At 65.4% G+C, this 24,263-nt stretch carries 20 protein-coding genes and 1 pseudogene; 18 read left to right on the forward strand and 3 right to left on the reverse strand.

All coding sequences use genetic code 11. The features are described 5' to 3' along the window. Positions 1-468: 468 nt before the first annotated feature. From K338_RS23905 to K338_RS0118520, 4 genes are all read left to right on the forward strand, one after another. Positions 469-1,197, forward strand: a complete 729-nt coding sequence (locus K338_RS23905; protein WP_245543006.1) for a DNA methyltransferase — start codon at positions 469-471, stop codon at positions 1,195-1,197. Positions 1,198-1,199: 2 nt separating this feature from the next. Continuing rightward, positions 1,200-4,202 carry a restriction endonuclease gene (locus K338_RS0118515; RefSeq protein WP_022919650.1) on the forward strand — a complete coding sequence of 1,001 codons (3,003 nt, stop codon included), beginning with the start codon at positions 1,200-1,202 and terminating at the stop codon, positions 4,200-4,202. Next, positions 4,199-4,615 (forward strand): AAA family ATPase, encoded by a 417-nt coding sequence (locus K338_RS25340; RefSeq protein ID WP_169579589.1) that lies wholly within the window; start codon positions 4,199-4,201, stop codon positions 4,613-4,615. Before K338_RS0118515 ends, K338_RS25340 begins: the two co-directional genes overlap by 4 nt. Positions 4,616-4,835: 220 nt before the next feature. Next, positions 4,836-5,420, forward strand: coding sequence for a helix-turn-helix domain-containing protein (locus K338_RS0118520; protein WP_022919651.1), 585 nt, complete (start codon positions 4,836-4,838; stop codon positions 5,418-5,420). On the opposite strand, the gene K338_RS0118525 is transcribed toward K338_RS0118520, so the two are convergent. Beyond that, entirely contained in the window at positions 5,401-6,042 is a 642-nt protein-coding gene (locus K338_RS0118525; protein ID WP_022919652.1) for a DUF1028 domain-containing protein, read from the reverse strand. The genes K338_RS0118520 and K338_RS0118525 overlap by 20 nt on opposite strands. Positions 6,043-6,141: 99 nt before the next feature. Between K338_RS0118525 and K338_RS0118530 the strand changes: the two genes are divergently transcribed. From K338_RS0118530 to K338_RS0118555, 6 genes are all read left to right on the forward strand, one after another. Beyond that, the gene (locus K338_RS0118530) at positions 6,142-7,680 is read left to right on the forward strand and encodes an ABC transporter substrate-binding protein (RefSeq protein ID WP_022919653.1); all 1,539 of its coding nucleotides are present in this window, start codon (positions 6,142-6,144) and stop codon (positions 7,678-7,680) included. A gap of 1 nt (position 7,681) precedes the next feature. Further along, positions 7,682-8,647 carry an ABC transporter permease gene (locus K338_RS0118535; RefSeq protein WP_022919654.1) on the forward strand — a complete coding sequence of 322 codons (966 nt, stop codon included), beginning with the start codon at positions 7,682-7,684 and terminating at the stop codon, positions 8,645-8,647. Further along, positions 8,644-9,546: an ABC transporter permease gene (locus K338_RS0118540; protein ID WP_022919655.1), complete on the forward strand. Its 903-nt coding sequence runs from the start codon at positions 8,644-8,646 to the stop codon at positions 9,544-9,546. The genes K338_RS0118535 and K338_RS0118540 overlap by 4 nt, the downstream gene beginning before the upstream one ends. Beyond that, positions 9,543-11,195 (forward strand): ABC transporter ATP-binding protein, encoded by a 1,653-nt coding sequence (locus tag K338_RS0118545; RefSeq protein ID WP_022919656.1) that lies wholly within the window; start codon positions 9,543-9,545, stop codon positions 11,193-11,195. The genes K338_RS0118540 and K338_RS0118545 overlap by 4 nt, the downstream gene beginning before the upstream one ends. 298 nt (positions 11,196-11,493) lie before the next feature. Next, a complete protein-coding gene (locus K338_RS0118550) occupies positions 11,494-12,555 on the forward strand; it encodes an SGNH/GDSL hydrolase family protein (protein ID WP_211218264.1) in 1,062 nt (353 codons plus the stop codon). A gap of 251 nt (positions 12,556-12,806) precedes the next feature. After that, on the forward strand, positions 12,807-14,354 hold the full coding sequence (locus tag K338_RS0118555; protein WP_169579590.1) for a pectate lyase family protein: 1,548 nt from the start codon (positions 12,807-12,809) through the stop codon (positions 14,352-14,354). 21 nt (positions 14,355-14,375) lie between these two features. Here the strand turns inward: K338_RS0118555 and K338_RS24830 are convergent, their stop codons facing one another. Continuing rightward, positions 14,376-15,056, reverse strand: coding sequence for an HAD family hydrolase (locus K338_RS24830; protein WP_022919659.1), 681 nt, complete (start codon positions 15,054-15,056; stop codon positions 14,376-14,378). 83 nt (positions 15,057-15,139) lie between these two features. Between K338_RS24830 and K338_RS23915 the strand changes: the two genes are divergently transcribed. The 8 genes from K338_RS23915 to K338_RS25345 all read left to right on the forward strand — a co-directional run bounded on the left by K338_RS23915 (position 15,140) and on the right by K338_RS25345 (position 23,940). Next, entirely contained in the window at positions 15,140-16,099 is a 960-nt protein-coding gene (locus K338_RS23915; protein WP_084481473.1) for a MurR/RpiR family transcriptional regulator, read from the forward strand. Further along, positions 16,096-17,118, forward strand: coding sequence for a DUF6528 family protein (locus K338_RS0118570; RefSeq protein WP_022919661.1), 1,023 nt, complete (start codon positions 16,096-16,098; stop codon positions 17,116-17,118). The genes K338_RS23915 and K338_RS0118570 overlap by 4 nt, the downstream gene beginning before the upstream one ends. Before the next feature lie 39 nt (positions 17,119-17,157). Next, complete coding sequence (locus tag K338_RS0118575) at positions 17,158-18,444, forward strand: ABC transporter substrate-binding protein (protein WP_084481475.1); 1,287 nt, start codon at positions 17,158-17,160, stop codon at positions 18,442-18,444. A 118-nt stretch (positions 18,445-18,562) separates the two neighbouring features. Beyond that, positions 18,563-19,507 (forward strand): carbohydrate ABC transporter permease, encoded by a 945-nt coding sequence (locus K338_RS0118580; RefSeq protein WP_027287034.1) that lies wholly within the window; start codon positions 18,563-18,565, stop codon positions 19,505-19,507. Then, positions 19,500-20,351 (forward strand): carbohydrate ABC transporter permease, encoded by an 852-nt coding sequence (locus K338_RS23920; protein WP_084481477.1) that lies wholly within the window; start codon positions 19,500-19,502, stop codon positions 20,349-20,351. Before K338_RS0118580 ends, K338_RS23920 begins: the two co-directional genes overlap by 8 nt. Before the next feature lie 57 nt (positions 20,352-20,408). Continuing rightward, on the forward strand, positions 20,409-21,692 hold the full coding sequence (locus K338_RS23925) for an ABC transporter substrate-binding protein (RefSeq protein ID WP_022919665.1): 1,284 nt from the start codon (positions 20,409-20,411) through the stop codon (positions 21,690-21,692). Further along, the gene (locus tag K338_RS0118595) at positions 21,679-22,980 is read left to right on the forward strand and encodes a Gfo/Idh/MocA family protein (RefSeq protein WP_022919666.1); all 1,302 of its coding nucleotides are present in this window, start codon (positions 21,679-21,681) and stop codon (positions 22,978-22,980) included. Before K338_RS23925 ends, K338_RS0118595 begins: the two co-directional genes overlap by 14 nt. A gap of 91 nt (positions 22,981-23,071) precedes the next feature. Continuing rightward, positions 23,072-23,940, forward strand: a protein-coding gene (locus K338_RS25345; protein ID WP_425413855.1) for an IS5 family transposase whose coding sequence is annotated in 2 segments (ribosomal slippage) — positions 23,072-23,443 and positions 23,446-23,940 — 867 coding nt in all. Because the reading frame shifts where the segments join, the coding sequence is not laid out codon by codon here. A 22-nt stretch (positions 23,941-23,962) separates the two neighbouring features. Here the strand turns inward: K338_RS25345 and K338_RS0118610 are convergent. Beyond that, positions 23,963-24,263, reverse strand: a pseudogene (locus tag K338_RS0118610) (IS5/IS1182 family transposase); the annotation flags it as partial.

Raw genomic sequence — 24,263 nt, forward strand, 5'->3', positions numbered from 1 at the left:
GATCGGAATGTCGGTCAGCTCTCGGATGACGTGGTCCCGCAGCCGCCCCTCGGCGCCGCACGTGGGGCAGAAGCCCAGCACCTGCCGCGGTGAGGCCTCGATGACCGTCACTTCCCCCTCGGCCACGCTCGCGCCGGTGATGAACACCCCGAGCTCGAGAGTGCGGCAGATGACATCAGCAACAGGGCAGCCAGCAGGGGCGCAGGAGGTAGATTCCACGGTAGGGCCTTGGGTCGAGGATGGGCGGTTTGAGCACCTCCATCTTCACCCAAGGCCCGCTCACGATCCGCCTCAGCTCGCCGTCAGCGACGACGCCCTACGCACTCTGAATCCGGAAGAGCCGGTTTCGTGCCGTACTCGCGAAAGGTTGCGACTTCGGCACTTGCTCCGACGACGTTGATCCCGCGTGACCAGGCGGGTGATGTACTTGCGGGGAACGCTGAGATAAAGGGGCTGTTCGGTGCTCCAGTGTTCAACCATCCGAAGCCGACTGGACTCCTCGCGTACCTGATCAACTCCGTTCTCAGCGACGACAAGGATGCGATCGTCCTTGACTTCTTCGGTGGCTCCGGTAGCACCGCGCACGCCGTGATGCGGCTGAATGCTAGCGATCAAGGCAATCGTCGCTTCTTCGTGGTTCAGCTGCCCGAGCCCACGCCGGAAGGCTCGGTCGCGCGCGAATCGGGTTACTCAACCATTGCTGCGCTTGCTCGGAAGCGCATCGTTCTCGCTGGCGAGTCCCTTGGGGCGGGCGCTCTGGATGCTTCACGTATCGATGCTGGGTACCGGGCATACTCGCTGGCAGACACCCACTTCTCCAAGTGGAAGGTCTCGAGCGATGTCGATCGCACTGAGCTCGAGCAGCATCTGTTCGACCTGCGTGAGTCGAGCAGCGCCGACGAAGCCTCTGCCGACGACCTCCTCTCAGAGATCCTCCTCAAGCAGGGCTACTCACTGACCGAGCAGATCGCTCCGGTCGACGTGGCCGGCCTCAACCTGCGCTCGGTGGGCGATGGCATCGTGCTCGCCTACCTGAACGAGCACGTCAAGCCGACGCTCGAGCAGCTGCGCGCGGTTGTGGACGAGGATCCTGCTCGCCTGATCGTCCTTGAGGACGCGTTCCAAGGCGATGACCAGCTCAAGACCAACCTGGCTCAGCTCTGCAAGAGCAAGGGCATCGAGCTCTGGACGGCCTGACCATGGGAGACAACACAGCGAGCAGCGGGTTCAAGTTCGACGCCAGCCAGCCCTACCAGCTGGACGCGATCAATTCGGTCGTTGACCTGTTCGACGGGCAGCCGAAGGACGGCGAGAAGCTGGAGACGACGCTGCGCGGCCAGGTAGCCGCTGTCAACTCAAGCGACAACACGACACTCGACCTTGACCTCTCGCAGGAGGTCGGCGCAGTCGGGAACCGCTTGGTACTCGACCGCGACACGGTGCTCGCCAACTTGCAGCGCGTGCAGGATCGCAATGGTCTTGAGGTTGCGTCGAAGCTCTCGGGCGACGCGCTCGGCTTCGACATCGAGATGGAGACGGGTACTGGTAAGACGTACGTGTACCTCCGCACCATCTTTGAGCTTGCCGAGCGGTACAACTTCATGAAGTTCGTGATCCTTGTGCCGAGCGTGGCGATCCGTGAGGGCGTGAACACGAGCATCCGGCTCATGCGTTCGCACTTCGAGAACCTGTACAAGAAGCGCAACATTACCTTCGACTCGTCGGTCTATAGCGGTAGGACGGCTGAGGAAGTGCAGTCCTTCGCGACGTCGACCAACGTGCAGATCATGGTCATGACGATCGACTCGATCCGTGGCAACGCAAACACGCGCATCATCCACCAGACGCGCGACAAGCTGAACGGCCTCAAACCGATCGACTACCTGAAGGCGACGCATCCGGTCGTCATCATGGACGAGCCGCAGAACATGGAATCCCTGCTCTCTCAGTCGGCCGTGAGCGAACTCGACCCGGTGTTTACGCTGCGCTACAGCGCGACGCACGAGAAGCTCCGCAATGTCGTCTACCGGCTCGACCCGGTCGATGCGCACGACCTCGGTTTGGTGAAGCAGATCGTGGTGGCCGACGTGCAGCAGCAAGGTGCGGACGCGACTCCGTACATCAAGCTGGTCGAGGTCAAGAACGACAAGGGCTGGGTCGCTCGGCTGGAGCTGTCCTGCCGCAAGGCCGACGGTTCGCTCGAGCGGCGCGTGGTGAACGTCAAGCAGAACCAGGAGCTGTCCGATCCTCGCCTGACGAACAACGCGAATTACGACGGCTGGCGCGTCAACGAGATGAGCATCGACCCCGCCTACGTCGACCTGACACTGCACGGCTACCTGTACCAGGGCGAAAGCATCGGCGGATCGTCGGGCGCGATCTACAAGGAGATGATCCGCGAGACGATCAAGGAGCACTTGCGCAAGGAGACGCAGCTGCGCGCCAAGGGTATCAAGGTGCTCAGCCTATTCTTCATCGACAAGGTCGAGAGCTTCCTCGGTGACGGCTCGAACAACAACGATGCGAACGGCCAGTTCGTGCAGTGGTTCGACGAGCTGTTCCGCGAGGAACGCGCCAAGTCGCCGCAGTGGCAGGAGCTGCTCCCGCAGGATCCGGCCGAGCTGCGTCGCGGCTACTTCTCTGTCCTCAAGGGCAAGAAGGGCGCGGCGGACAAGTTCCAGGACACGTCCGGCGCCACGAAGGCCGACGATGACGCGTACGAGCTGATCATGCAGCAGAAGGAACGCCTGCTCGACGAGAACGAGCCGACACGGTTCGTCTTCAGCCACTCTGCCCTGCGCGAGGGCTGGGACAACCCGAACGTCTTCCAGATCTGCACCCTGCGCGAAATGGGCGCTGAGACGGAACGACGCCAGACGCTCGGACGTGGTCTACGCCTGCCTGTCGCGAAGAGCGATGGCGGCTACGAGCGCGTGGCCGACCGCGGCATCGCAACGTTGACGGTGGTCGCGAACGAGTCGTACAAGCAATTCGCCGACGCGCTCCAGAAGGAGTACAAGGACGCGGGCGTCGAGATTGGGCGTGTCCGCAAGGTGGAGTTCTCGAAGATCCCGCTACAGAACCCGGACGGGTCGCTCACCGATGAAAACCTCGGTTATGAGGGATCCGTGTCGATATGGGAGCACCTGCTCGCGCAGAAGTTCATTGACAAGGACGGCGTCGTGCAACCGAAGTTCCAGCCGAACACGCTCGACTTTAGCCTCAACATGCCCGTCGACTTCATGTGGGCCGAGCCGTTCGTCATCGAATTGGTCGGCCGCGCCAACATTGGCAAGTACGTCAAGCAGAAGAGCAAGCGACACTCACGCACCCTCAACAAGGAGCTGTTCGCGAACCCGGAATTCGAGAAGTTCTGGGAGACAATCAGCCGCCGCACCACCTACCGCGTCGCGGTGGAACGCGACCAGATCATTGAGAACTCGGTCAGGGCGATCAAGGAAGCGCCCGACATCGACCCGCTGCGTATCCAGGTCACGCGCGCGGGCGTGAAGGTGCTTCGCGGCGGTGCGAAGGGCCAGGAGCTCGGGTCGCGTCAGCAGGAACTCCGAGGTAGCTACGACCTGCCCGACATCATCGGGGAGCTGCAGGAAGCCACTTCCCTCACCCGCAAGACCATCGTCGACGTCCTCGTCGGCAGTGGCCGGCTGGGTGAGTTCATCGCGAACCCGAACGACTTCATCGCCATGGCGAAGCGCCTCATGCAAACCGAGCTGGCGAAGCTCGTCGTCGACGGCGTGCAGTACGAGAAGATCGCAGGCTCTGTCTACGAGCTGCGTGAGCTGCGCAAGGACGGCGAGGAGGAGAAGGAACGTTTCCTGGACCAGATGTACAAGCTGGAGAACGCGGACAAGTCGAACTTTGACTACGTCGTCTACGACTCCGACCCCGAGCGCCAGTTCGCGGAACTGCTCGACGGCCGCGAGGACATCAAGTTCTTCATGAAGCTGCCCGACAAGTTCAAGATCGACACCCCGGTCGGCCCGTACAACCCGGACTGGGCGATTGTGAAGCACGAGGACGGCGAGGAGCGCGTCTACATGATCCGCGAGACCAAGAGCACCGAAGACGAGATCAAGCGCCGCCCGACGGAGAACGCCAAGATCAAGTCCGCGAAGCAGCACTTCGAAGCGATTGGTGTCCCTGACTACATGGTGTCGGTGCCGGGAAGTTGGAAGCTGTGAGGCTCATATCTGCCCACGTTCAGGGCTACGGCCGGATCGTCGATTCCAAGATCAATTTTGATGCGAAGGTCATCGCTATCGCGGGGCCGAATGAGGCGGGTAAGACCAGCCTGCTGAAAGCTCTTGCTCACGTCGATGGCGAAACCGCCCTGCCGGTGACCCAGCGTTCGCGAGCTACCGAGGTTTCTGATCAGAGTCATGTGACGACCTTCGACTATATCGTGGAGGACGAAGATCGTGCAGCTCTTGCGGATCTTGACCTCCACGAACAGCCGACTCGTGCCCAGGTTGCGCGTTCCGCTTCCGGCGACAAGCTCATCACTGTTGAGAACCACAGTTCGAAGCCTAGTACTGAAGGAACCCAAGCTCGCATATCGTTGCGAGCGAATTTAGTGTCGGCACTCGGAATTTGAGGTGACGACGGCTCGAAGATTACCGAAGGGCGAGCCGGTAATCACGCCTGATCGTTTCGCTGGGACCATCTAGGTGACCGTCAGGTGGGCGCTACTTGACCGAGTGGACTTCCGAGTTCAAACTCCACATGACGTGAAAGGGAGGGTAACTGCCCAGGGGTCGAGCGTGATGCGTGGGCCGCGGCGGCCGCGCGAGTCGCAGCACGGCACAATGTCCCCCATGACACCACTCAGCGACGACGAGATCGCGGTGCAGGCCGTGGGGCGGGCCGTGCGGGCCGGGCGCAAGCGCCTGGGGCTGTCGGTGCAGCAGTTTGCGGACCGGGCGGAGGTCAGCCTTGGGCTGGTGTCCACCCTGGAGCGCGGGCAGGGCAATCCCTCGCTGCACACGCTAAGGCGACTCGCCTCCGTGCTCGGCGTCCCGGTCGGTGAACTTCTCGAACCAGCCCTCGAAGACGTCACCGTCATCCGCAACGACCAGCGTCACCAGCTCCCGATCCCAGACGGCCCCGAGGAGCAGCGGGTGGTCCGCGAACTGCTCACCCCGCGCGGAGACACCCGCCTCCAAGTCATCCGCTCCACCCTCCCGGTGGGCTTCACCAACGAGGCGCACCCGTTCCGGCACCTGGCCACCGAGTCGGTCACCGTGGTCACCGGGCGCCTGCTCATCGTCCACGGCGAAAGCCGCAACGAGCTCGGCCCGGGGGATACGGCCACCTACGGCTGCGAGACTCCGCACTGGTGGGCAAACCTCGCCGATGAGCCCACCGTGGTGCTCGGCGCTGTCACTGCCGCTGAGCGATAACCCCAGCCCGCACGTCCACCAGCCGCCCCAGCTCACCCACCGGATCCACGGCGTCATCGACGCGCAGGTCGTACTCCGGCACATCAGCACCCACGGCCCCCACCAGCACCGCCGCGCTCTGCCGACCGCGAGAGTCTCCACCCGCGGCCTCGCCGGCCGCCAACGCCCGAACCAGCGTCGCTGCCAGCCCAGACGCTCCCGCGGGAGCGTCGGAGCCCTCAACGCGCAGAGCCTCCCGCATCGCCCAGAGCACCTCAGGCCCGGTGAGGACATTCCCCAACACGACTACGCCGTCGTCAATCTCGTGCCCCCGCCACGCCGTGGTGGCCCTCCCCGTGAAAGCCGAACCGCGCCCATCCACGCCGAGCACGCCCACCTGCCGCAGCTCCACCTCGTGATCCCAGGACCCGAGCCGATCCAAGGCGGCAGCGGGGGAGTCGCCATCGCGAACCGCCCCCAGCACCAGCCCCCGCAGCCGCTCGTTCGTCCACGCCTGACTGGCCACCGCCCCCACCCGCGGATCCAGCCCCGGCACCACCGCACCCACGGCCAACGCACACGAGGCCGTCGCCACCCCGATCGCAGTGCGGTCGTGGTCCAGAGCCAGCACGGTGTAGGTCATGAGTCTCGATTCGGTGACGGTCGGCCGGGGGTGTTGCTTCCTCCCGCATCCTGCCACATACTGAACAAATCATCAGTGAACTGATCAAGGGAGATCCCTATGCGTCGCGCCGCACCCCTGACCGCCGCCGTTGCCGGCCTCGCTCTGCTCGCGGCGTGCTCCACCGGGGAGCCGGTGGACATGGGCGAGGGTACCGGCTCCGGAGCCGAAGGCGGTGGCCAAACCCTGCACGTGGCCATCGGCGGTGAACCGGACCAGCTGGACCCGAACAAGACCTCCTCCTACTTCTCCTTCCAGGTGCTGGAGAACGTCTACGACACCCTGGTGGAGACCGACGCCAACCTGGAGATGCAACCGGCACTGGCCGAGTCCTGGGACATCAGCGACGATCAGCTCACCTGGACCTTCCACCTGCGCGAGGGCGTCACCTTCCACGACGGCTCGGAGTTCACCTCTGAGGACGTGGTCTACTCCTACAACCGGATCATCGACGAAGAGCTCTCCAACGCCTGGAAGTTCACCGCCATCGAGGACATCGCCGCCCCGGACGACCTCACCGTGGAGATCACCCTCTCCCAGCCCACCCCGAACCTGCTCTCCAACCTCGGCGGGTTCAAGGGCATGGCGATCGTGGACCAGGCGAACGTGGAGTCCGACGAGATCACCACCGCCCCGGTGGGCACCGGCCCGTTCTCCTTCGAGGAGTGGACCTCCGGGGACCACATCACCCTCACCGCGAACCCGGACTACTGGGGCGGGGCCCCGGAGATCGCCGGCGTGGAGTTCCAGTTCATCTCCGAACCCTCCACCGCCCTGGCCGCCCTGCAGTCCGGGGAGGTGCAGTGGACCGACGTGATCCCGCCGCAGCAAGTAGAGCGGCTCCAAGGTGAGGACCAGATCGAGCTGGGCGTCGCGCCGTCGAGCGACTACTGGTACCTGGCGCTGAACGAGGCGAACGAACCCTGGGACGACGTGCGCGCCCGGCAGGCGATCGCCTACGCGATCGATCGGGAGGCGATCATCCAAGCCGTGTCCTACGGCAACGCCGCCGCGAACCAGCTCGCCATCCCGGAGCAGAGCATCTGGTACTCCGAGTACAGCACCTACTCCACCGATCTGGACAAGGCCCAGGAGCTGCTCGACGAGGCCGGGGTCACCGGCGGCACGATCGACTTCATGGCCACCACCGAGTACCCGGAGACGGTCACCGCCGCGCAGATCATCGCCTCCAACCTGGAGCCACTCGGCATCGACGTGGAGATCCGTCAGCCGGACTTCTCTACCTGGCTGGACGAGCAGAACTCCGGCAGCTTCGACCTGCTGATGATGGGCTGGCTGGGCAACATCGACCCGGACGACTTCTACTACAACCAGCACCACACCGACGGCACCTCCAACGCCCAGGGCTACTCCAACCCCGAGGTGGACCAGTTGCTGGAGGACGCCCGCACCGAGACCGACCAGGACGCCCGCTACGATCTCTACGCCGAGGCCGCCACGATCATCGCCGACGAAGCCAGCTACATCTACCTGTACAACCCGTCGGTGATACAGGCGTGGACCCCCGAGCTGGCCGGGTACGAGGTGATGCCGGACCGGGCGATCCGGTTCCGGGACGTGCAGCTCATGGAGGGCTGAGGTGCGCGGATCGCCACGCGCCCTGCTGGTCTTCCTCGGCCGGCGCCTGGTCTACTCCGCCGTGGTGCTGCTCGGGGTGATGGTGGTGACCTTCGCCATCGTGCAGCTCGTGCCCGGGGACCCGATCCGCCTGGCGCTGGGCACCCGGTACAACGCGGAGGCCTACCAGGCGCTGCTCGAGGCCAGCGGGCTGGACCGGCCGCTGCCGGAACAGTTCTTCTCCTACATCGCCGGCGCGCTCACCGGTGACCTGGGGGTGAGCTTCCGCTCCGGGCAGCCGGTGACCGTGCTGCTGCTCGAACGGCTGCCGGCCACAGTGTCCCTGGCGGTGGTGGGTATCGGGCTCGCACTGCTGATCGCCCTGCCCGCCGGGATCTGGGCGGGGCTGCGCGAGGGCCGGGTGGCCGATGCGATCGTGCGGGTGACCAGCCAGTTCGGGGTGTCCGTGCCGGACTTCTGGATGGGGCTGCTGCTGATCACCCTGTTCTCCGGGATCCTCGGCTGGTTGCCGTCCTCCGGGTACACGCCGCTGGCCGAGGACCCCGGCGGGTGGGCCCGGCAGGTGGTGCTGCCGGCGCTGACCGTGGGCCTGGTGGCCGCCGCGATCCTCACCCGGTACGTGCGCGCCGCAGTGCTGGAGGTGGCGCACAGCGGGTTCGTGCGCACCGCGAAGTCCAAGGGGTTGAGCCCGAAGGTGGTGACGATGCGGCACGTGGTGCGCAACGCCTTGGTGCCGGTGCTGACCATCGTGGGCATCCAGCTCGCCACGATCGCCTCCGGGGTGATCGTCGTGGAGGTGGTGTTTGCCTGGCCCGGGCTGGGCCGGCTGGTGTACGAGGCGGTGGCCGCCCGCGACTACGCGATGATCCAGGGCGCGGTGCTGCTGATCGCGGCCATGTTCCTGCTGATCAACCTGATCGTGGACGTCTGTTACGCACTCGTCGATCCGAGGATCCGGCTGTCATGAGCACTACTGAGGATCGCCCGACGGCGGAGGGTCGGGTTGGCGAGGCGAGGCTGGGTTCGCTGCGGCTGCTCGCCGCCAGCCCGGTCACGGTGGCTGCCGCCGTGGTGCTCGTGGTGGTGGTGATCGTGGCGCTGACCGCGCAGTGGATCGCCCCGTACGGGATCAACGATGTGGACGTCTCCCGGGCGCTGCAGGGCCCGAGCGGGGCACACCCGCTGGGGACAGACGACCTCGGCCGGGACATCCTCTCTCGGGTGATGGTGGCCGCGGGCACCTCGCTGCAGGTGGCACTGGTGTCCGTGGTGTTCGCGTTCTGCGTGGGGGTGCCGATCGGGATCGTCTCCGGATACGTGGGCGGCTGGCTGGACACGGTGCTGATGCGGATCGTGGACGTGATGTTCGCGTTCCCGGTGCTGCTGCTGGCTCTGGCGATCGTCGCGATCCTGCAGCCCGGACTGGCGACGACGATGCTCGCCATCGGAATCGTGTTCACCCCGATCTTCGCGCGGGTGGCGCGAGCCTCCACCCTCTCGGTCCGGGTGGAGCCGTACGTGCAGGTCGCCCAGACGATGGGCACGCCGTGGTACCGGATCATGGGCCGGCACGTGCTGCCGAACATCACCGGGCCACTGATCGTGCAAACCTCGCTGTCGTTGGCGTTCGCGATCCTGTCCGAAGCGGCACTGAGCTTTCTGGGACTGGGGATCCAGCCGCCGGACCCGAGCTGGGGCGGGATGCTGTTCGCCGCGCAGGGGTTCGTCTCCCAGGCGTGGTGGATGAGCGTGTTCCCCGGGCTGGCGATCTTCGTGACCGTGCTGGCCTGCAACCTGCTCGGCGACGGGCTGCGGGACGTGCTCGACCCGAAGCAGCGCACCCGGATCGAGGCGAGGCAGCGATGAGCGGCGGCTGGGGTCTCGACGGGGGTGCAGGCGCTTCCGCGGAAGCGCAGACCGTGTTCTCCGTGCAGAACCTGCACGTGTCTATCGGGCGCTCCCCGATCGTGGAGGGGGTGTCCTTCTCCCTGGAGCGGGAGCAGACACTCGGCATCGTGGGGGAGTCCGGATCCGGCAAGTCGATGACAGTGCTGGCCGCCACGGGACTGCTGGACGCTCCCGGCGCCCGGGTGTCCGGCTCGGCGCTGGTGCACGACGACCGGCTCGGGTCGCAGCAGCTGGTGGGCGCGAGCCGGCGGGCGCTGCGCCGGGTGCACGGGGATGCGATCGGCTTCGTGTTCCAGGACCCGTCCACGTCGTTGAACCCGCTGCTGACGCTGGAGCGGCAGATCACCGAGTCGCTCGAGGCGCACCGGGGAATGACGAGACGTACGGCACGTACGCGTGCGCTGGAACTACTCTCCGCCGTCGGGATCCCGGACCCGGAGATGCGGTTGGACGTCTACCCGCACCAGCTCTCCGGCGGGCAACGGCAACGGGTGATGATCGCGATCGCCCTGGCATGCGACCCAGCGTTGCTGATCGCCGACGAACCGACCACGGCGCTGGACGTGACCACGCAGGCGCAGATCATCGACCTGGTGCGCGACCTGCAGGCTCAGCGCGGCACGGCGGTGGTGTGGATCAGCCACGACCTGGGCGTGATCGGGCAGGTCGCCGATGAGGTGATCGTGCTGCAGCAGGGGCAGGTGGTAGAGCAGCGGGGGATCGTGGACCTGGTGGACCGTCCGCAGCACCCTTACACCCGGGAGCTGCTGGCTGCGCGGCCGAAGCTGGGCGGGTCGCCACCGCCACCGGTGGACGCTGCCGGTGAGGTGCTGCTGGACGTGCAGGACCTGGACGTGCGCTTCGCGGTGTCCACGCCGACCGGGCGCGGGCACGTGCATGCGGTGCAGCAGGTGTCCTTCCAGGTGCGGCGGGGGACGACGTTGGGTGTGGTGGGGGAGTCCGGGTCGGGGAAGTCGACGATCGCGAACGCGCTCACCGGGCTGGTGCCGGCCGGTGGGTCGGCGGTGCTGGGCGGGCAGTCGCTGCTCGGGCGGGTGCCGCGGGCGCTGCGCCGCCGGCTGGCGATGGTGTTCCAGGACCCGTTCTCCTCCCTGGACCCGCGGGTGCGGGCCGGGGACGCAATCGGCGAGCCACTGCGGGTGCACCGGCTGCACGCCGGCCGACACCGGGAGCGGGTGCGCGAACTGCTGGACCTGGTGCACCTGCCGTCGGCGTTCGCGACGAGGTTCCCGCACGAGCTCTCCGGCGGGCAGCGGCAGCGGGTGTCGATCGCCCGGGCGCTGGCGCTGGAACCGGACCTGCTGATCCTGGACGAGGCGACGGCATCGCTGGATGCGTCCATCCAGGCGCAGGTGCTGGACCTGCTCCGGGACCTGCAGCAGGAGTTGGAGCTGACGTACATGTTCATCGCCCACGACCTGGCGATCGTGCAGCAGATGAGCCACGACGTGCTGGTGATGCAGAAGGGGCGCGCCGTGGAGTACCGGCCGGCAGCTGAGCTGTTCGGCGCCCCGGCCGAGGCCTACACCCGTGCGCTGATGGCGGCGATCCCGCCGGATCGGCCGCGGGCCGCATTGGAAGCGTAAGTCGAGGTCCGCTGGAGGCGGTGTTGTTATCGTGTCAGGGCCGGTGCTCAAGGGGACGCCGGCACAACGCCAATGGAGGTAGAGCTTGATGGGGGACGAAACGAGCGCGGCCGTCGGCCGGGTAAACACATTCCGGGCGGGGGTCCTGGTTGCTGTGCTGGCGGTTGCCAGCTTGTTGCTGGGTGGGGTGCCCGCTCAGGACGCGCAGGCAGCAGCCAGTCGGTCTGTCGCCGTCAACAGAGTGGTGACCTGGGGCGCGAGCCACGTTCGGCTCGATGAACCCGAGGACTTCGGGGACATGACCGTGCGCAATCTCGTGCACACGAGCATCGGCGGAACCGGGCTGCAGGTCACACTCTCGAACGCCTTGGGGGACCGGCCGGTCACCTTCTCCCCGGTGACCGTCGCCGTCCAGGCCGAGGACGCCGCGATCGTGCCGGAGACGCAGCACCAGCTGACCTTCGACAGTGAATCCTCGGTCACTATCGAGCCTGGGGAGACCGCCCAGAGCGATCCGCTGAACTGGGACGTGCCCGCGGACACCACTCTCGCAGTGAGCGTGCACACGGTGGGTGACACCGGCCCGGTCACCGGGCACACCTTCGCCAACCAGGTCTCCTACACCGCTTCCGGCGACAGCACTGACGATGTCTCCGGTGATGCCTTCGACGGCACGATCGAGAACTGGTACTGGGTGGACTCGTTGACGGTGCAGGCGCCGCGGCGAGTGTCCACCCTGGCGTTCTTCGGCGACTCGATCACCGACGGTGTAGGGGCGACCACGGGCGCGAACCTGCGCTGGCCCGACCAGCTGGCCGATCGCCTGGCCGATACCCGGTATGGCCGCCTCTACGGCGTGACGAACCAGGGCATCTCTGCCAACCGGCTGCTGGAGGACGACATCGGTGAGGCGGGCCTGCACCGCTTCGAGCGGGACGTGCTCGACGAGTCGTCGGTCTCCACGGTGTTCGTCCTGGAAGGGGTCAACGACCTGCGCTGGGATGTGGCACGCACACCAGCGGACCTCACGGACGGGTATTCGCAGCTGATCGACGAGGCGCACGCGGAGGGTGTCTGCGTGGTTGGTGCGACGATCCTCCCGTTTGGCGGCAGCGATCGATGGAACGCCGATCGCGAAGCGATCCGGCTCGAGGTGAACGACTGGATTCGCACCAGTGGCGCGTTCGACAGCGTCGTCGACTTCGACGCAGCAGTGCGCGACCCGGACAACCCGGTACAGATGGACCCGCGCTACCGCGACGACGATCACCTGCACCCCAGCGACGAGGGCTACACGCAGATGGCCGAGACGGTCGACCTGACGACGCTGGAGTGTGATCGCTCGCGCCCGCTCGGGTGACGCTGCGCGGTGGGTGACGTTCCACCGTCGTCAGACGCTCAGCTCGAACGCCCGCCGTACCTCGCAGAGATCTGCATAGTCATCTCGGTGCTGGCTTCCTGATGCCGGTTGAGCCGGATCGGTCATGCCGTCATCGAACGGAACCTGTTCTCGTTGGCCGTTGACCATGCGCAGCGTGCATGACAGAGTCTGCGCATGCACTCGATGCAGAGTCGAACGCGGCTGGTGGGCCGCAGGAGGAGGGAACGCGGATGTCCCGAGTCAAGGTGAGCAGGCGCAGTGCACTCAAGGGGATTGGTGTAGCAGCGGTGGCAGGAGCTGCTGCGGGGGGCTCGACTCGATACGCCGGCGCCGCGGCCGCGTCCGAGGTCAGGCGCGGTGACGTCCACAACGTGCTGGACCATGGCGCAGCAGGCGACGGTGAGGCCGACGACACGGCAGCGTTCCAATCGGCGATCGAGGCCATCCGGCAGGCTGGCAGCGGTACGTTGTTGATCCCGCCCCGTGTGTACAACCTGGCCTCAAAGCAGGCCGGCGCGTGCGTGGTGCTCGATGCCGACAATATGACGGTGCGTGCCGAAGGGGCCCGTTTCATGCGCCCAGACGAACATGCGCGGGCGATGTTCGTGGTCAACACGAGACGGGATGAGCCGCTCGATTACGGTGCGGGTATCCGGAACCTGCACTGGAGTGGTGGACGGTTCATCGGCGACATCAGCCAGAGCAACTTCATCTGCGCCTTCGGCCTGCACAACGCGCAGGCGTGCACCTTCGACTCGATCGTGTTCGAGAACTGTCAGGCGGGCGCATCCCATACCTTCGACATGGTGAGCGCCAACGGAATCGTGATTCGCCAGTGCGAGTTCCTCGGCCAGGAGACTCGCGAGGACACTGCGAACGTTGCCGAGGCGGTACAGATCGGCGCGGGCTACAAGGGCGGACTCACCGGGGGCCACGAAAACTGGGGATTCACCGGGCTGATGACTCGGGACGTGACGATCGAGGACTGCCGCTTCCTCCCGTATGCCGGCCAAGCTGGACCGACACCGTTCGGCCATCACGGGGGCGTGGAGGGAAAGCACCACCAGCGCCTACGGTTCCTGCGCAACCGGGTAGAAGACCCCCGAACCAGCCTGGTGCCGCCGGACAGCCCCGCCGACACCGTCAACAGAGGACTGCTGCACCTGTCGGACGCTCACGACGTGGAGGTGATCGGCAATGTCTTTCGACAGACGGAGGGCAGGGTCTCTCGTGTCATCACCGTCATGGGTTTCGACAACGGGGTACTCGCCGGTGCAGATCCGGAGGACCCAGCGCGCGGAGAATTCCGGAGTCCTCAGGCCCCGGCGAACATCACTATCCGCGACAACGAGATCGAAGGTTTCCCCGCTCACGAGGATTACGATGCGATCTACGTGCGGGGCCTGGACGGCACGTTGGTGCCCAACGTCACGATCAACCAGAACCGGGTTGCTGGTGGGTACGACGCCGAAGGGGACAGTCACGGCGCCGGCATTCGTATCGGGAATGTTCGCGACTCGCGTGCCAACGCCAACGAGATCACGGACTACTTTCGTGGTGTCGATGCCGCCGACGGCGCAGTCGTAGCAGTCGAACTCACCGACAACAGCATCAGGCGCAGCGCCCCTTCGGCACCGGCTGCCATCACGATCTCACCCGATATGACGGACTCCGAAGTCACCTACAACGTGGCAGCCGGATTCGAGACGGCCGTCAGCGGAGATGCCGGTCCGGGAACGGACGTCGATCACAACACCGTCCTTCCCCCCGACTCCTGAGCGATGGCCGACAATCGCGCCTCACGCCGTGTCCACGCCGAGGTAGGGCAGCACCTCGGCCATGGTCCTGACGTGCTCGTGGGCTCCCGGCTGGTCGTCGCAGTGACCGTACGGATCGTAGTGGAGGGCGCGAATCCCGGCTGCCTGGGCGCCACGTACGTCGGCGCGCACCGTGTCGCCCACGTGGATCGCCTGCTCAGGCCGCGCGCCGAGGCGGTCAAGAGCGAGCTGGAAGAAGCGCGGATCGGGCTTGTTGAAGCCAACAACCTCACTGTCCAGGATGGTGTCCACCGGAACTCCGGCGCCCTCGCCCACTTGGCACATCTGCGCCTCGTGCAGCATGGCCTCGATCGTGCCATCGGCCTGGGAGACCACAGCTACCGCAACACCGGCATCGACGATTGCCTGCAGGCCGGCCTTCGCGGCCGGATCCGGCCAGTTGCACAGGTTGCGCGTGCGGTGGGCGGCGCGGTACTCCGCGTCGAAGGCTTCGCGCCGCTCGGCGGGGATGCGCGCGTGCTCAGGAAAGAGGTCGAAGTAGTCCTTCCCGGCGCCGCGCGCCGGTCGGGACTCGTGGTGGCAGGCGTAGTGAGCCCGTTGGAATTCCTCAAAGGTCGCAGGTCCGCCGTACTTGGCGGTGATCGGTATCAGGACGTCGGGATTGTGCAGGAGAAGTACTCCTCCGACGTCGATGAGCAGCACGGGCGGTGGCGAAAGTGGCATGTCCCGATCCGGTGGGTGGAAAGTCTTGACGCTATTGCGGCTCCGAGGTTACTTTTATCCACATGCCCGTGCAAGGACCGCCGGAACCATTGTTGGAACGCATCGCCGCGATGCGTGACGCGGGCCCGTCGAGCTCCCGGCGGATCGCAGCGACGATCACGCGATCGCCGATGCATGCGGCCCGATCGGGCATCGTGATGCTTGCCGAGGCCTCCGAGACGTCCGTCGGAAGTGTGAACCGGTTCTGCCGGGCACTGGGCCTGGACGGCTACAAGGAGCTGCGGCTGGCGTTGGCCACCTCGGCGGGCCGACCGGACGGATCCGAGGCGCCGGATATCGACCCCACCGGGTCGATCGACCCGGAGACCGGTGTGGAGGACGCGGTCCAGCTCATCGCAGCATCCAGCCGCGGAGCCATCTCGCGTACAGCCGACCTGCTCGACCTAGAACTGCTCGATGCCCTGGCGGAAGCGGTGGAGAACGCCCGGCTGGTGCAGCTCGTCGCGTTCGGCGGCAGCGCACATATCGCCTCCTACCTGGTCGATCAGCTCAACGGGATCGGGATCCGCACCTTGTCGTCACCCGACGTCAACACAGCCGCCAGCATCGCAGCCACGCTGACGGAGTCCGACGTGCTGATCGCGATCAGTCACTCTGGGACCGCACGCCATGCTGTGGAGGCGACGACGATCGGGGCCGAGCACGGGGCGATGACAGCAGCGATCACCAGCAGCGCCGCATCCCCGCTGGCCCGAGCTGCCCGCGTCGCGCTCGTCACGACGGCTCGCACCTCCACCGAGCGTTATCGGGGTACTGCCGGCAGGCATGCCCAACTGTTCGTCATCGATGCGCTGTACGTCCGGATCGCGCAGGGCCGAAATGAGGTTGCCGAGCGGTTGCTGGACGAGGCCGGCGCAGCCACGGCGCCCTATCAGCTGACCTACCGATCTGGCACCACTCGGCCGCCCGAGCGGCCACGAGAACAAGGAGCACCTCAAGGATCGAAGGGACCGACGACGTGAGAGCTCGACTGTCGATCAGCTTCACCCTCGCAGCCGGCGTGCTGCTGTCTCTCCCCGCAGCTGCCGCAGCCGGTTCGCCGGGAATCAGGACAGGTACCACCACCGAGACCGAGGAGTCCGCACAGATGCCGACCACTCCGATCGTGCTCACCGAACAGGCTGAGCCGGAGATCCTGGTCATGGACCCGACGGCGGACTGGTCGACTGATGAGGCCAGGTTGTGGGCATGGAGCCCGGGCCCGGACAGTGATCTCAATGCCCCGGACGAGGCGTGGTACCACCCCGACGACGCCCGGTTGCGGACCGACGAACGGACCGGCGAGCAGTTCGTCATGGTCTCCGACTCGTTCGGCCTGTTGGCACAGGTGCCCTACCCAGCCGGTGGTCGCGTGGCGTGGTCGGTAGATGGCACCCACGAGGCGAGCCCGCACGGAATCGAGCTATTGCCAGACGGCAACGTCGCTGCCGCGGCGTCAGGGGGTGACTGGGTTCGCATCTACACCGCGAGCCAGGGCCGGGACTCCGAGGAGTTCGTCGAGGCTGAGCTGATCGGCGCGCACCAGGTGCTCTGGTCCGATCAGGATGATCTGCTCTGGGCCCTGGGCGACGATGAGCTCGTCACGTTCGAGATCGGCGGTACGCCGGCCGAGCCCAGTCTCGAACGAACTGCCACCTATGATCTGCCGACCTCGGGCGGCCATGACCTGCAACCAGTCAGCGGTGATCAGGACCGGGTATGGGTGACCACGGTCTACAGCGTGTTCCAGTTCGTGAAGTCCGAGCAGAAGTGGGACCTGCGTTACCCGCGCTATGACGAGCTGTACCGCGTCAACGTGAAGAGCATCGGCACTGACGCAGCCAGTGGCACTGTGCTCGAGACCGCGGTCCAGCCGGAGAATCCCTGCGGGCACTGCACCGACCACGTGGACCTCTTCACCGGCACCGATGGTCGGTCGACTCTGACCCTGCCGGACAGCGAGATCTATCGAGCCCGATGGTTCGACGAGGAGTCGAACTGAGCTATCAGTTAGCCCATCCTCGGCGCGAAAGGAACAGCGATGTATCCCACACGACGACATGTGCTCACCGGAGGCACGGCCGCAGCGCTGGTCGCGACACTCGCCAGCTGCCGCAGCTCAGGAGACTCGGACGGTAGCCCCACTGTGGACTATGCCTGGTGGAGCAGTCCGGAGAACGATGCAGCGATCCTGGCGGCGATCGAGAAGTTCGAGGCTGACCATCCTGAGGTGACTCTCGAGGGTGAGGCCACTCCGTGGGATGGCTACTGGGACAAGCTCGCGACGATGAGCGCCGGTGGGAATCCACCGGACCTGATCCAGATGTCCGAGCGGTATCTGCTGGAATATGGCCAACGGGAGGCGCTGGCCGACCTGCGCAGCGTGGACGATATCGACCTGAGCAACTTCGATGAGGAGACCCTGCGGCTGGGGGAGTCGAGCGACGGTGTGCTCTACGGAATTCCTGGTGGCCTGAGCACCTTCGTGCTCGCGGCCAACGTGGACCTGTTCGCCCAGGCGGGTGTGGACCTGCCTGATGACACGACCTGGACGTGGTCGGACTTCTACGAGATCTCGGCCGCACTGGCGGACTCGGGCATCGTCGGTGCGGGCTACGGAATCGGTATCGAGTCGCTGCACCCTTGGCTGCGCCAGCACGGCGAGACGATGTACAACGCTGACGGCACAGCTGCCGGGTTCTCCGTTGAAGTGCTGACCTCCTACCTGGAGCACCTGCTCACGCTGCAGGAGAACGGTGGACCGACAGCGGACCAGGTCTCCGAGGACGCCGCAGTGCCCGCCGAGGCAGGCCTGTTCGGCACCGGCGAGCAGGGGATGGACTGGGCCTACTCGAGCACACTCGGTGACCTCGCGCCGGCGGCTGACGCCGAGATGCGCCTGCTTTGCATCCCTTCTCAGACCGGCAAGGCCGCCGAGGCCGGTATGTACCTCAAGGGGTCGGCCTTCCACTCCCTCTCCGCCCACTCCGACCCCGAGCCTCAAGCTGCTGCGGGACAGTTCATCGACTTCATGATCAACAGCGCTGACATCGTGCAGGAGTTCGGCATGTTCTTCGGGGTCCCACCGAACCCGGATGTGGTCGATGCAATCGCGCCTGACTTGACGCCGATGGACCAGCACGTGCTCGAGTTCGTCGACGAGCTCCGGGAGAACCTGACCACGGACACTCCGGGCCCTTCACCGAGCGGGGCAGGAAACGTGCAGGGGATCTTCGAACGGGACGTCCTCGACATGCTCTACGGCCGCGGTACGGCGAGCGAGACCGCCGAGAAGATCCTCGAGGCTGTCAACAACGAGCTCGGCTGAAGCTGGCCATCACAGAGCGTAGGTGCGCTAGTTCCGATGAAGCGACAGTAGGAGCGCGATCAATTGCCACTGCAGCTTCCGTCTGCCGATACGCATGGAGGGGAAGGGGTGAGAGCCGATGTCTGCAATAGGTGAGCTTGCGCGGATGGGGCGACGTCCCACACGAGATCGTCGCCCGCTGAGTGCACGAGACAAGAAGGAAGAACGCGCAGGATTTGCCTTCCTCTCACCGTGGCTGGTTGGGTTGTTCGTCATCACGATCGGTCCCATGGCTGCGTCCCTCTATCTTTCCTTCACCGACTACAGCTTTCTGGACTCTCCCGAGTGGATCGGGCTGGAAAACTATCAGCGGTTGTTCTCCGACACGCGGTTCCACCAGGCGATCGGCGTCACGTTCCGGTACGTGATCGTCTCCGTACCGCTGCAACTCGTGGTGGCACTCCTGGTTGCGATCGTTCTCGACCGTGGAATCCGGGGCCTGGCGTTGTACCGGTCGGCGTTCTACCTCCCCTCACTCATCGGCGGGTCGGTAGCCATCGCGATCCTGTGGCGGCAGATCTTCGGCGCCGACGGGCTGGTGAACTGGGCGCTTGCGCTGATCGGGATCGAAGGGCGCAGCTGGATCGCGAACCCGGACACGGCGTTGGGGACACTGATCGTGCTGAACGTGTGGACGTTCGGTGCGCCGATGATCATCTTTCTCGCCGGCCTGCGGCAGATCCCCGCTATGTACTACGAGGCGGCCGGGGTCGATGGCGCCGGAGTGCTGCGCCGATTCTGGAACGTCACAGTACCCATCCTCACCCCGATCATCTTCTTCAATCTCATCCTGCAGCTGATCGGTGCGTTCCAGGCGTTCACGCAGGCCTTCATCATCTCCGGTGGAAGCGGAGCTCCCTCGGATTCGACATTGTTCTACACCCTATACCTGTACATGGAAGGGTTCGGAAATTTCAGCATGGGTTATGCCTCTGCCATGGCATGGGTGCTGGTCGTGATCATCGGCGCATTCACTCTGATCAACTTCATCGCTTCGAAATACTGGGTGTTCTACGATGACTAGGATTTCTCGACACCCCGTCCGCCGGGGATTGAAACATGTGGTGCTCATCGCAGCCGCGTTGGTCATGCTGTACCCAGTCATCTGGATGCTGGTGAGCTCGCTCCGGCCCGATGAGGCGATCTTTCGTGGCGAGTTCTTCTCCCTGAGCGATCTGTCCTTCGACAACTACCGTGATGGCTGGAACGCTCTGCGGCACCCGTTCGGGCACTATGTGATCAACTCGGTGATCATCACGGGTGGCGCGATCATCGGGAACCTCGTCTCCTGCAGCATGGTGGCCTATGCGTTCGCCCGGTTGAAGTTCCGCGGGAACAAGGTGTTCTTCGCCATCATGCTGATGACCATCATGTTGCCAGTGCACGTGCTGCTGGTTCCGCAGTACGTGCTGTTCTCGGCGTTGGACTGGATCAACACCCCGCTGCCGCTGATCGTGCCGAAGCTGCTCGCGACCGATGCCTTCTTCGTCTTCCTGATGGTGCAGTTCATCCGCGGGATACCCCGCGAGCTGGATGAGGCCGCCACGATCGACGGCGCGGGTCCACTGCGCGTCTTCGTCAAGATCATCCTGCCGCTGACCGTGCCCGCACTGGCCACCACGGCGATCTTCACGTTCATCTGGACCTGGAACGACTTCCTCGGACCACTGATCTTCCTCACCGACTCCGACGCCTACACCGTGCAGCTCGCGCTGCGCAGCTTCATCGACGCCAGCGGCGGCGGAGGCGGTTCCTCCTGGGGATCACTGTTCGCGATGTCGACAGTCTCCCTGCTACCGATCTTCCTCGTCTTTCTGGTCGGCCAGCGCTACCTCGTGCGTGGCATCGCCACCACAGGAGGACGTTGACCGCTCCGCCAGGTTCGAGACATCCGATGAGACGCAATCTTCTCGAAAGGAGCACCTATGTGTCCCACACGACGACAAGTACTGACCGGGGCTGCAGCGCTGGCTATCGGCGGTGGCCTGGCGAGCTGCAGAGGAGGAGGAGACGGTGACGGCCTGGTGATCGACTACGGCTGGTGGGGGAGCCCGGAGAAGGACGACGCCGTGTTCGCGGCGATCGACGCCTTCGAGGCTGCCACCCCGGACATCCAGATCGAGGGCGAGGCGACTCCCTGGGACGGGTACTGGGACAAGCTCGCCACGATGAGCGCCGGAGGCAGCCCACCCGATGTCATCCACATGTCCGAGCGCTACATCCTGGAGTACGGCGAGCGGGACGCGCTGGTCGATCTTCGCGACCTTGACGGTATCGATGTGGACACGCTGGATGAGATGATCCTCGGCCTGGGCGAGTCCGGTGACGGAGCGCTCTACGCGGTGCCGGCCGGGCTGAACACCTTCATCCTGGCGGCCAACGTCGAACTATTCAACGAGGCCGGGGTGGACCTGCCGGACGACTCCACCTGGACCTGGTCGGACTTCTACGAGATCTCCGCCGCACTGGCCGAGTCCGGGATAGTCGGTGCCGGCTACGGTTTTGGCATCGAGTCCTTCCGTCCGTGGCTGCACCAGCACGACGAGACGATGTACAACGAGGACGGCACGGCTGCAGGTTTCTCCCACGAGGTCCTCGTGTCCTACCTCGAGCACCTCCTCACCATGCGCGAGCACGGCGGACCCACTGCTGACCAGGTCTCGGAGTACGCGGCGGTGCCCAGCGAGGCCGGACTGTTCTCTACCGGGCAGCAGGGGATGGAGTGGGTGTACTCCAACACCCTGGGCGAGCGCTCGGAAGCGGCTGGTGCCGAGATGCGTCTGTTGCGCATCCCCTCGCAGACCGGGGCGGCCGCTGATGCCGGCATGTACTACAAAGGTTCGGAGTTCTACTCCATCTCTGCGCACTCCGACCCGGAGGAGCAGGCCGCAGCGGCGCAGTTCGTCAACTTCATGGTCAACGACTCCGACGCGATCCAGGAGATCGGGATGATCATGGGGGTGCCACCCAACAGGGAGGTCGTCGAGGAGATCAGCGACGACCTCGACGAGATTGACCAGCATGTGCAGGAGTTCGTCACCGATCTGGAGGCGGACCTGACCGTCGAGGCACCCGGCCCCTCACCGATCGGATCGGGGAACATCCAGGGCATCTTCGACCGGGACGTGCTCGAGCTGCTCTACGACCGCGCCACCCCGGAAGAGACCGCGGAGAAGATCATCCAGGGGATCAACAGTGAACTCGGCTGACCCTGCTACCCGGCCGGTGCGGCTCGCCGTCCTCGGCGCCGGCAACCGCGGCCAGAAGTACCTCGGCTGGGCACGAGAGCACCAGGACCAAGCCGTCCTCGCCGCCGTCGCCGATCCGCTCGCCACCGCACGGAAACAGATTCGGGACGGGTTCGCCGACGTGGCCGAGTTCCCGGACTGGCGCGACCTGATGGCTGCCGTCACCGAAGGCACTCTGGAGGTCGACGCGGTCCTGGTCACCACCCAGGACCGGGATCACGTCGAACCGTGCCTCGCGGTAGCCGATGCCGGGCTGCCGCTCCTTGCAGAGAAGCCTCTAGGTGTCTCGAAGGAGGAGTGCCTGCGCATCGTCGAAGCGATCCGACGATCCGGAATCCTGTTCGCCGTCGGCCATGTCATGCGGTACACCCCGTACACGGAGCTGGTGCGGAAAGTGATCGAGTCCGGACGGCTCGGCCGCATCATCAGCGTCCACCACCTCGAACCAGTGGGATGGTGGCACGCGGCGCACTCCTTCGTCCGGGGCAACTGGCGAAACACTGCCACCGCTTCACCGATGCTCCTGGCGAAGAGCTGCCATGACATCGACTGGATCATGTACGTCACCGGCAAGTCGATCAGCACCGTTTCCAGCTTCGGCAGCCTCGCGCACTTCCGTGCCGACGAGGCACCCCAGGGCGCCGGTGACCGTTGTCTGGACTGCGCCGTCGAGCCCACCTGTCCTTACTCGGCAAAGAAGATCTACATCGAGCGACCGCAGCGCGAGGGACGCACCTCATGGTTGGGGTCCGTGGTCACTCGTGGTGAACATGAGGCGGACCTGGTGGAGGCACTACGCACCGGGCCATACGGTCGATGTGTCTACAAGTCCGACAACGACGTCGTGGACAACCAGGTGGTCTCGATGCAGTTCGATGACGGCACCACCGGGTCGTTCACGATGACAGCGTTCTCGGAGCACACCGGTAGGCGTACCCAGATCTTTGGCACGCAGGGTTGCCTGGACGGGGATGGCAAGTCGGTGGAGCTCTTCGATTTCGTCACGAACGAGCGCGAACACCTGGCAGCGGACGTCCCTGGGTCGCACGACGCCGGTGGTGGACACGGGGGAGGCGACGCCGGGTTGATGTCGGCCTTCGTAGCTGCTGTGGCGACCGGCGATCGTCAGTACATTCGCTCCGGCGTAGACGAGACACTGGCCAGTCACCTGAGCGTGTTCGCTGCCGAGGAGTCGCGCCTGCAGGGCACGGTGGTGGCCGTCGAGGGCCCAGCCGAGATCACCCCGTGAACCTTTGACTAGGACGTGTCCTGTAAGTCTGGTGGGCCTGTGCTGGGCGTGGGTGCTGTTAATGCGTTCTGAGTGCTGTTAAGCCTGGGGCATGCCTGGACGAGGAGAGCTCACTGACCGTGCCTGGAAGGAGATCGAACCGCTGCTTCCAGCCAACGGCAATGGGCGCCGGTGGCGCGATCATCGGCAGGTAATCAACGGCATCCTGTGGCGGCTGCGCACCGGAGCACCCTGGCGAGACATGCCAGAACGCTATGGGCCCTGGAAGACCGCTCATGAGCGGCTGCGGCTGTGGACGATGGACGGCACCTGGGCCAGGATCCTCGAACATGCCGTGGTCAAGGACGACGCGATCGGCAACGTGGAATGGACCATCAGCGTTGACTCCTCTGCGGTACGGGTACACCAGCACGCTGCTGGGGCCCGTAAAAAGGGGGATGCAAAGCAGATCAGGTCGAGGCCCTCGCTTTGGCAGGAGAATGCTTGGGGCGATCCCGAGGCGGACTGACCTCGAAGATCCACCTGGCCACAGATGCCAGAGGCCTACCGATGAGCATCATCATCACCGAAGGTCAGGCCGGGGACAATCCTGTGCTGCTACCACTGCTGGAGCAGATCAACGTGGCCCGCAACGGTCCTGGCCGGCCGAGGAAGAACCCCGAGGAGGTAGTCGCCGACAAGGCCTACTCACACCCCTCCACCCGTGCCGCCATGCGAGCCAAGGGGATCCGGTTCACCAGTCCCGAGCGTGCTGACCAGCAGGCTCGTCGCCAGACCAAGGGCTCCGCAGGCGGTCGGCCACCCACGTTCAACGCCGAGTCCTACCGCGGCCGCAACGTCGTCGAGCGGTGCTTCAACCGACTCAAACAGTTCCGCGCCCTGGCCACCCGATACGCCAAACGCGCTGCCTACTACGCATCCGAAGTCATCATCGCCAGCATCGTCATATGGCTGCGATGACTTAGAGATCGCGCGGGTAGGTTCATGGTCGGCGGGTTGGTCGGGTGTTCCAGCGGTGGGTGGTCCAGGCGGTGCGGATGAGTCGGCGGGTAGTGATGATTGCGCCTGCGAGGGCGATGAAGGCGTCGATGACGCGGGTGCGGACTTCGGTGCAGAGGTGGAGTTTCTTGAAGCCGCGGTTGTGCCAGGAGTTGGTGCGTTCAACGACCCAGCGGGAGCCCGCTTGTAAGGGTTCGCCCTTGATGCTGATTACGCTCTGGCAGCCGAGTTCGTCCAGCAGAGCGCGGGTGGCTTTGGAGTCATAGCCGGCATCGAGGTGCACG

Source organism: Ruania albidiflava DSM 18029 (assembly GCF_000421225.1).
GTDB lineage: Bacteria > Actinomycetota > Actinomycetes > Actinomycetales > Beutenbergiaceae > Ruania > Ruania albidiflava.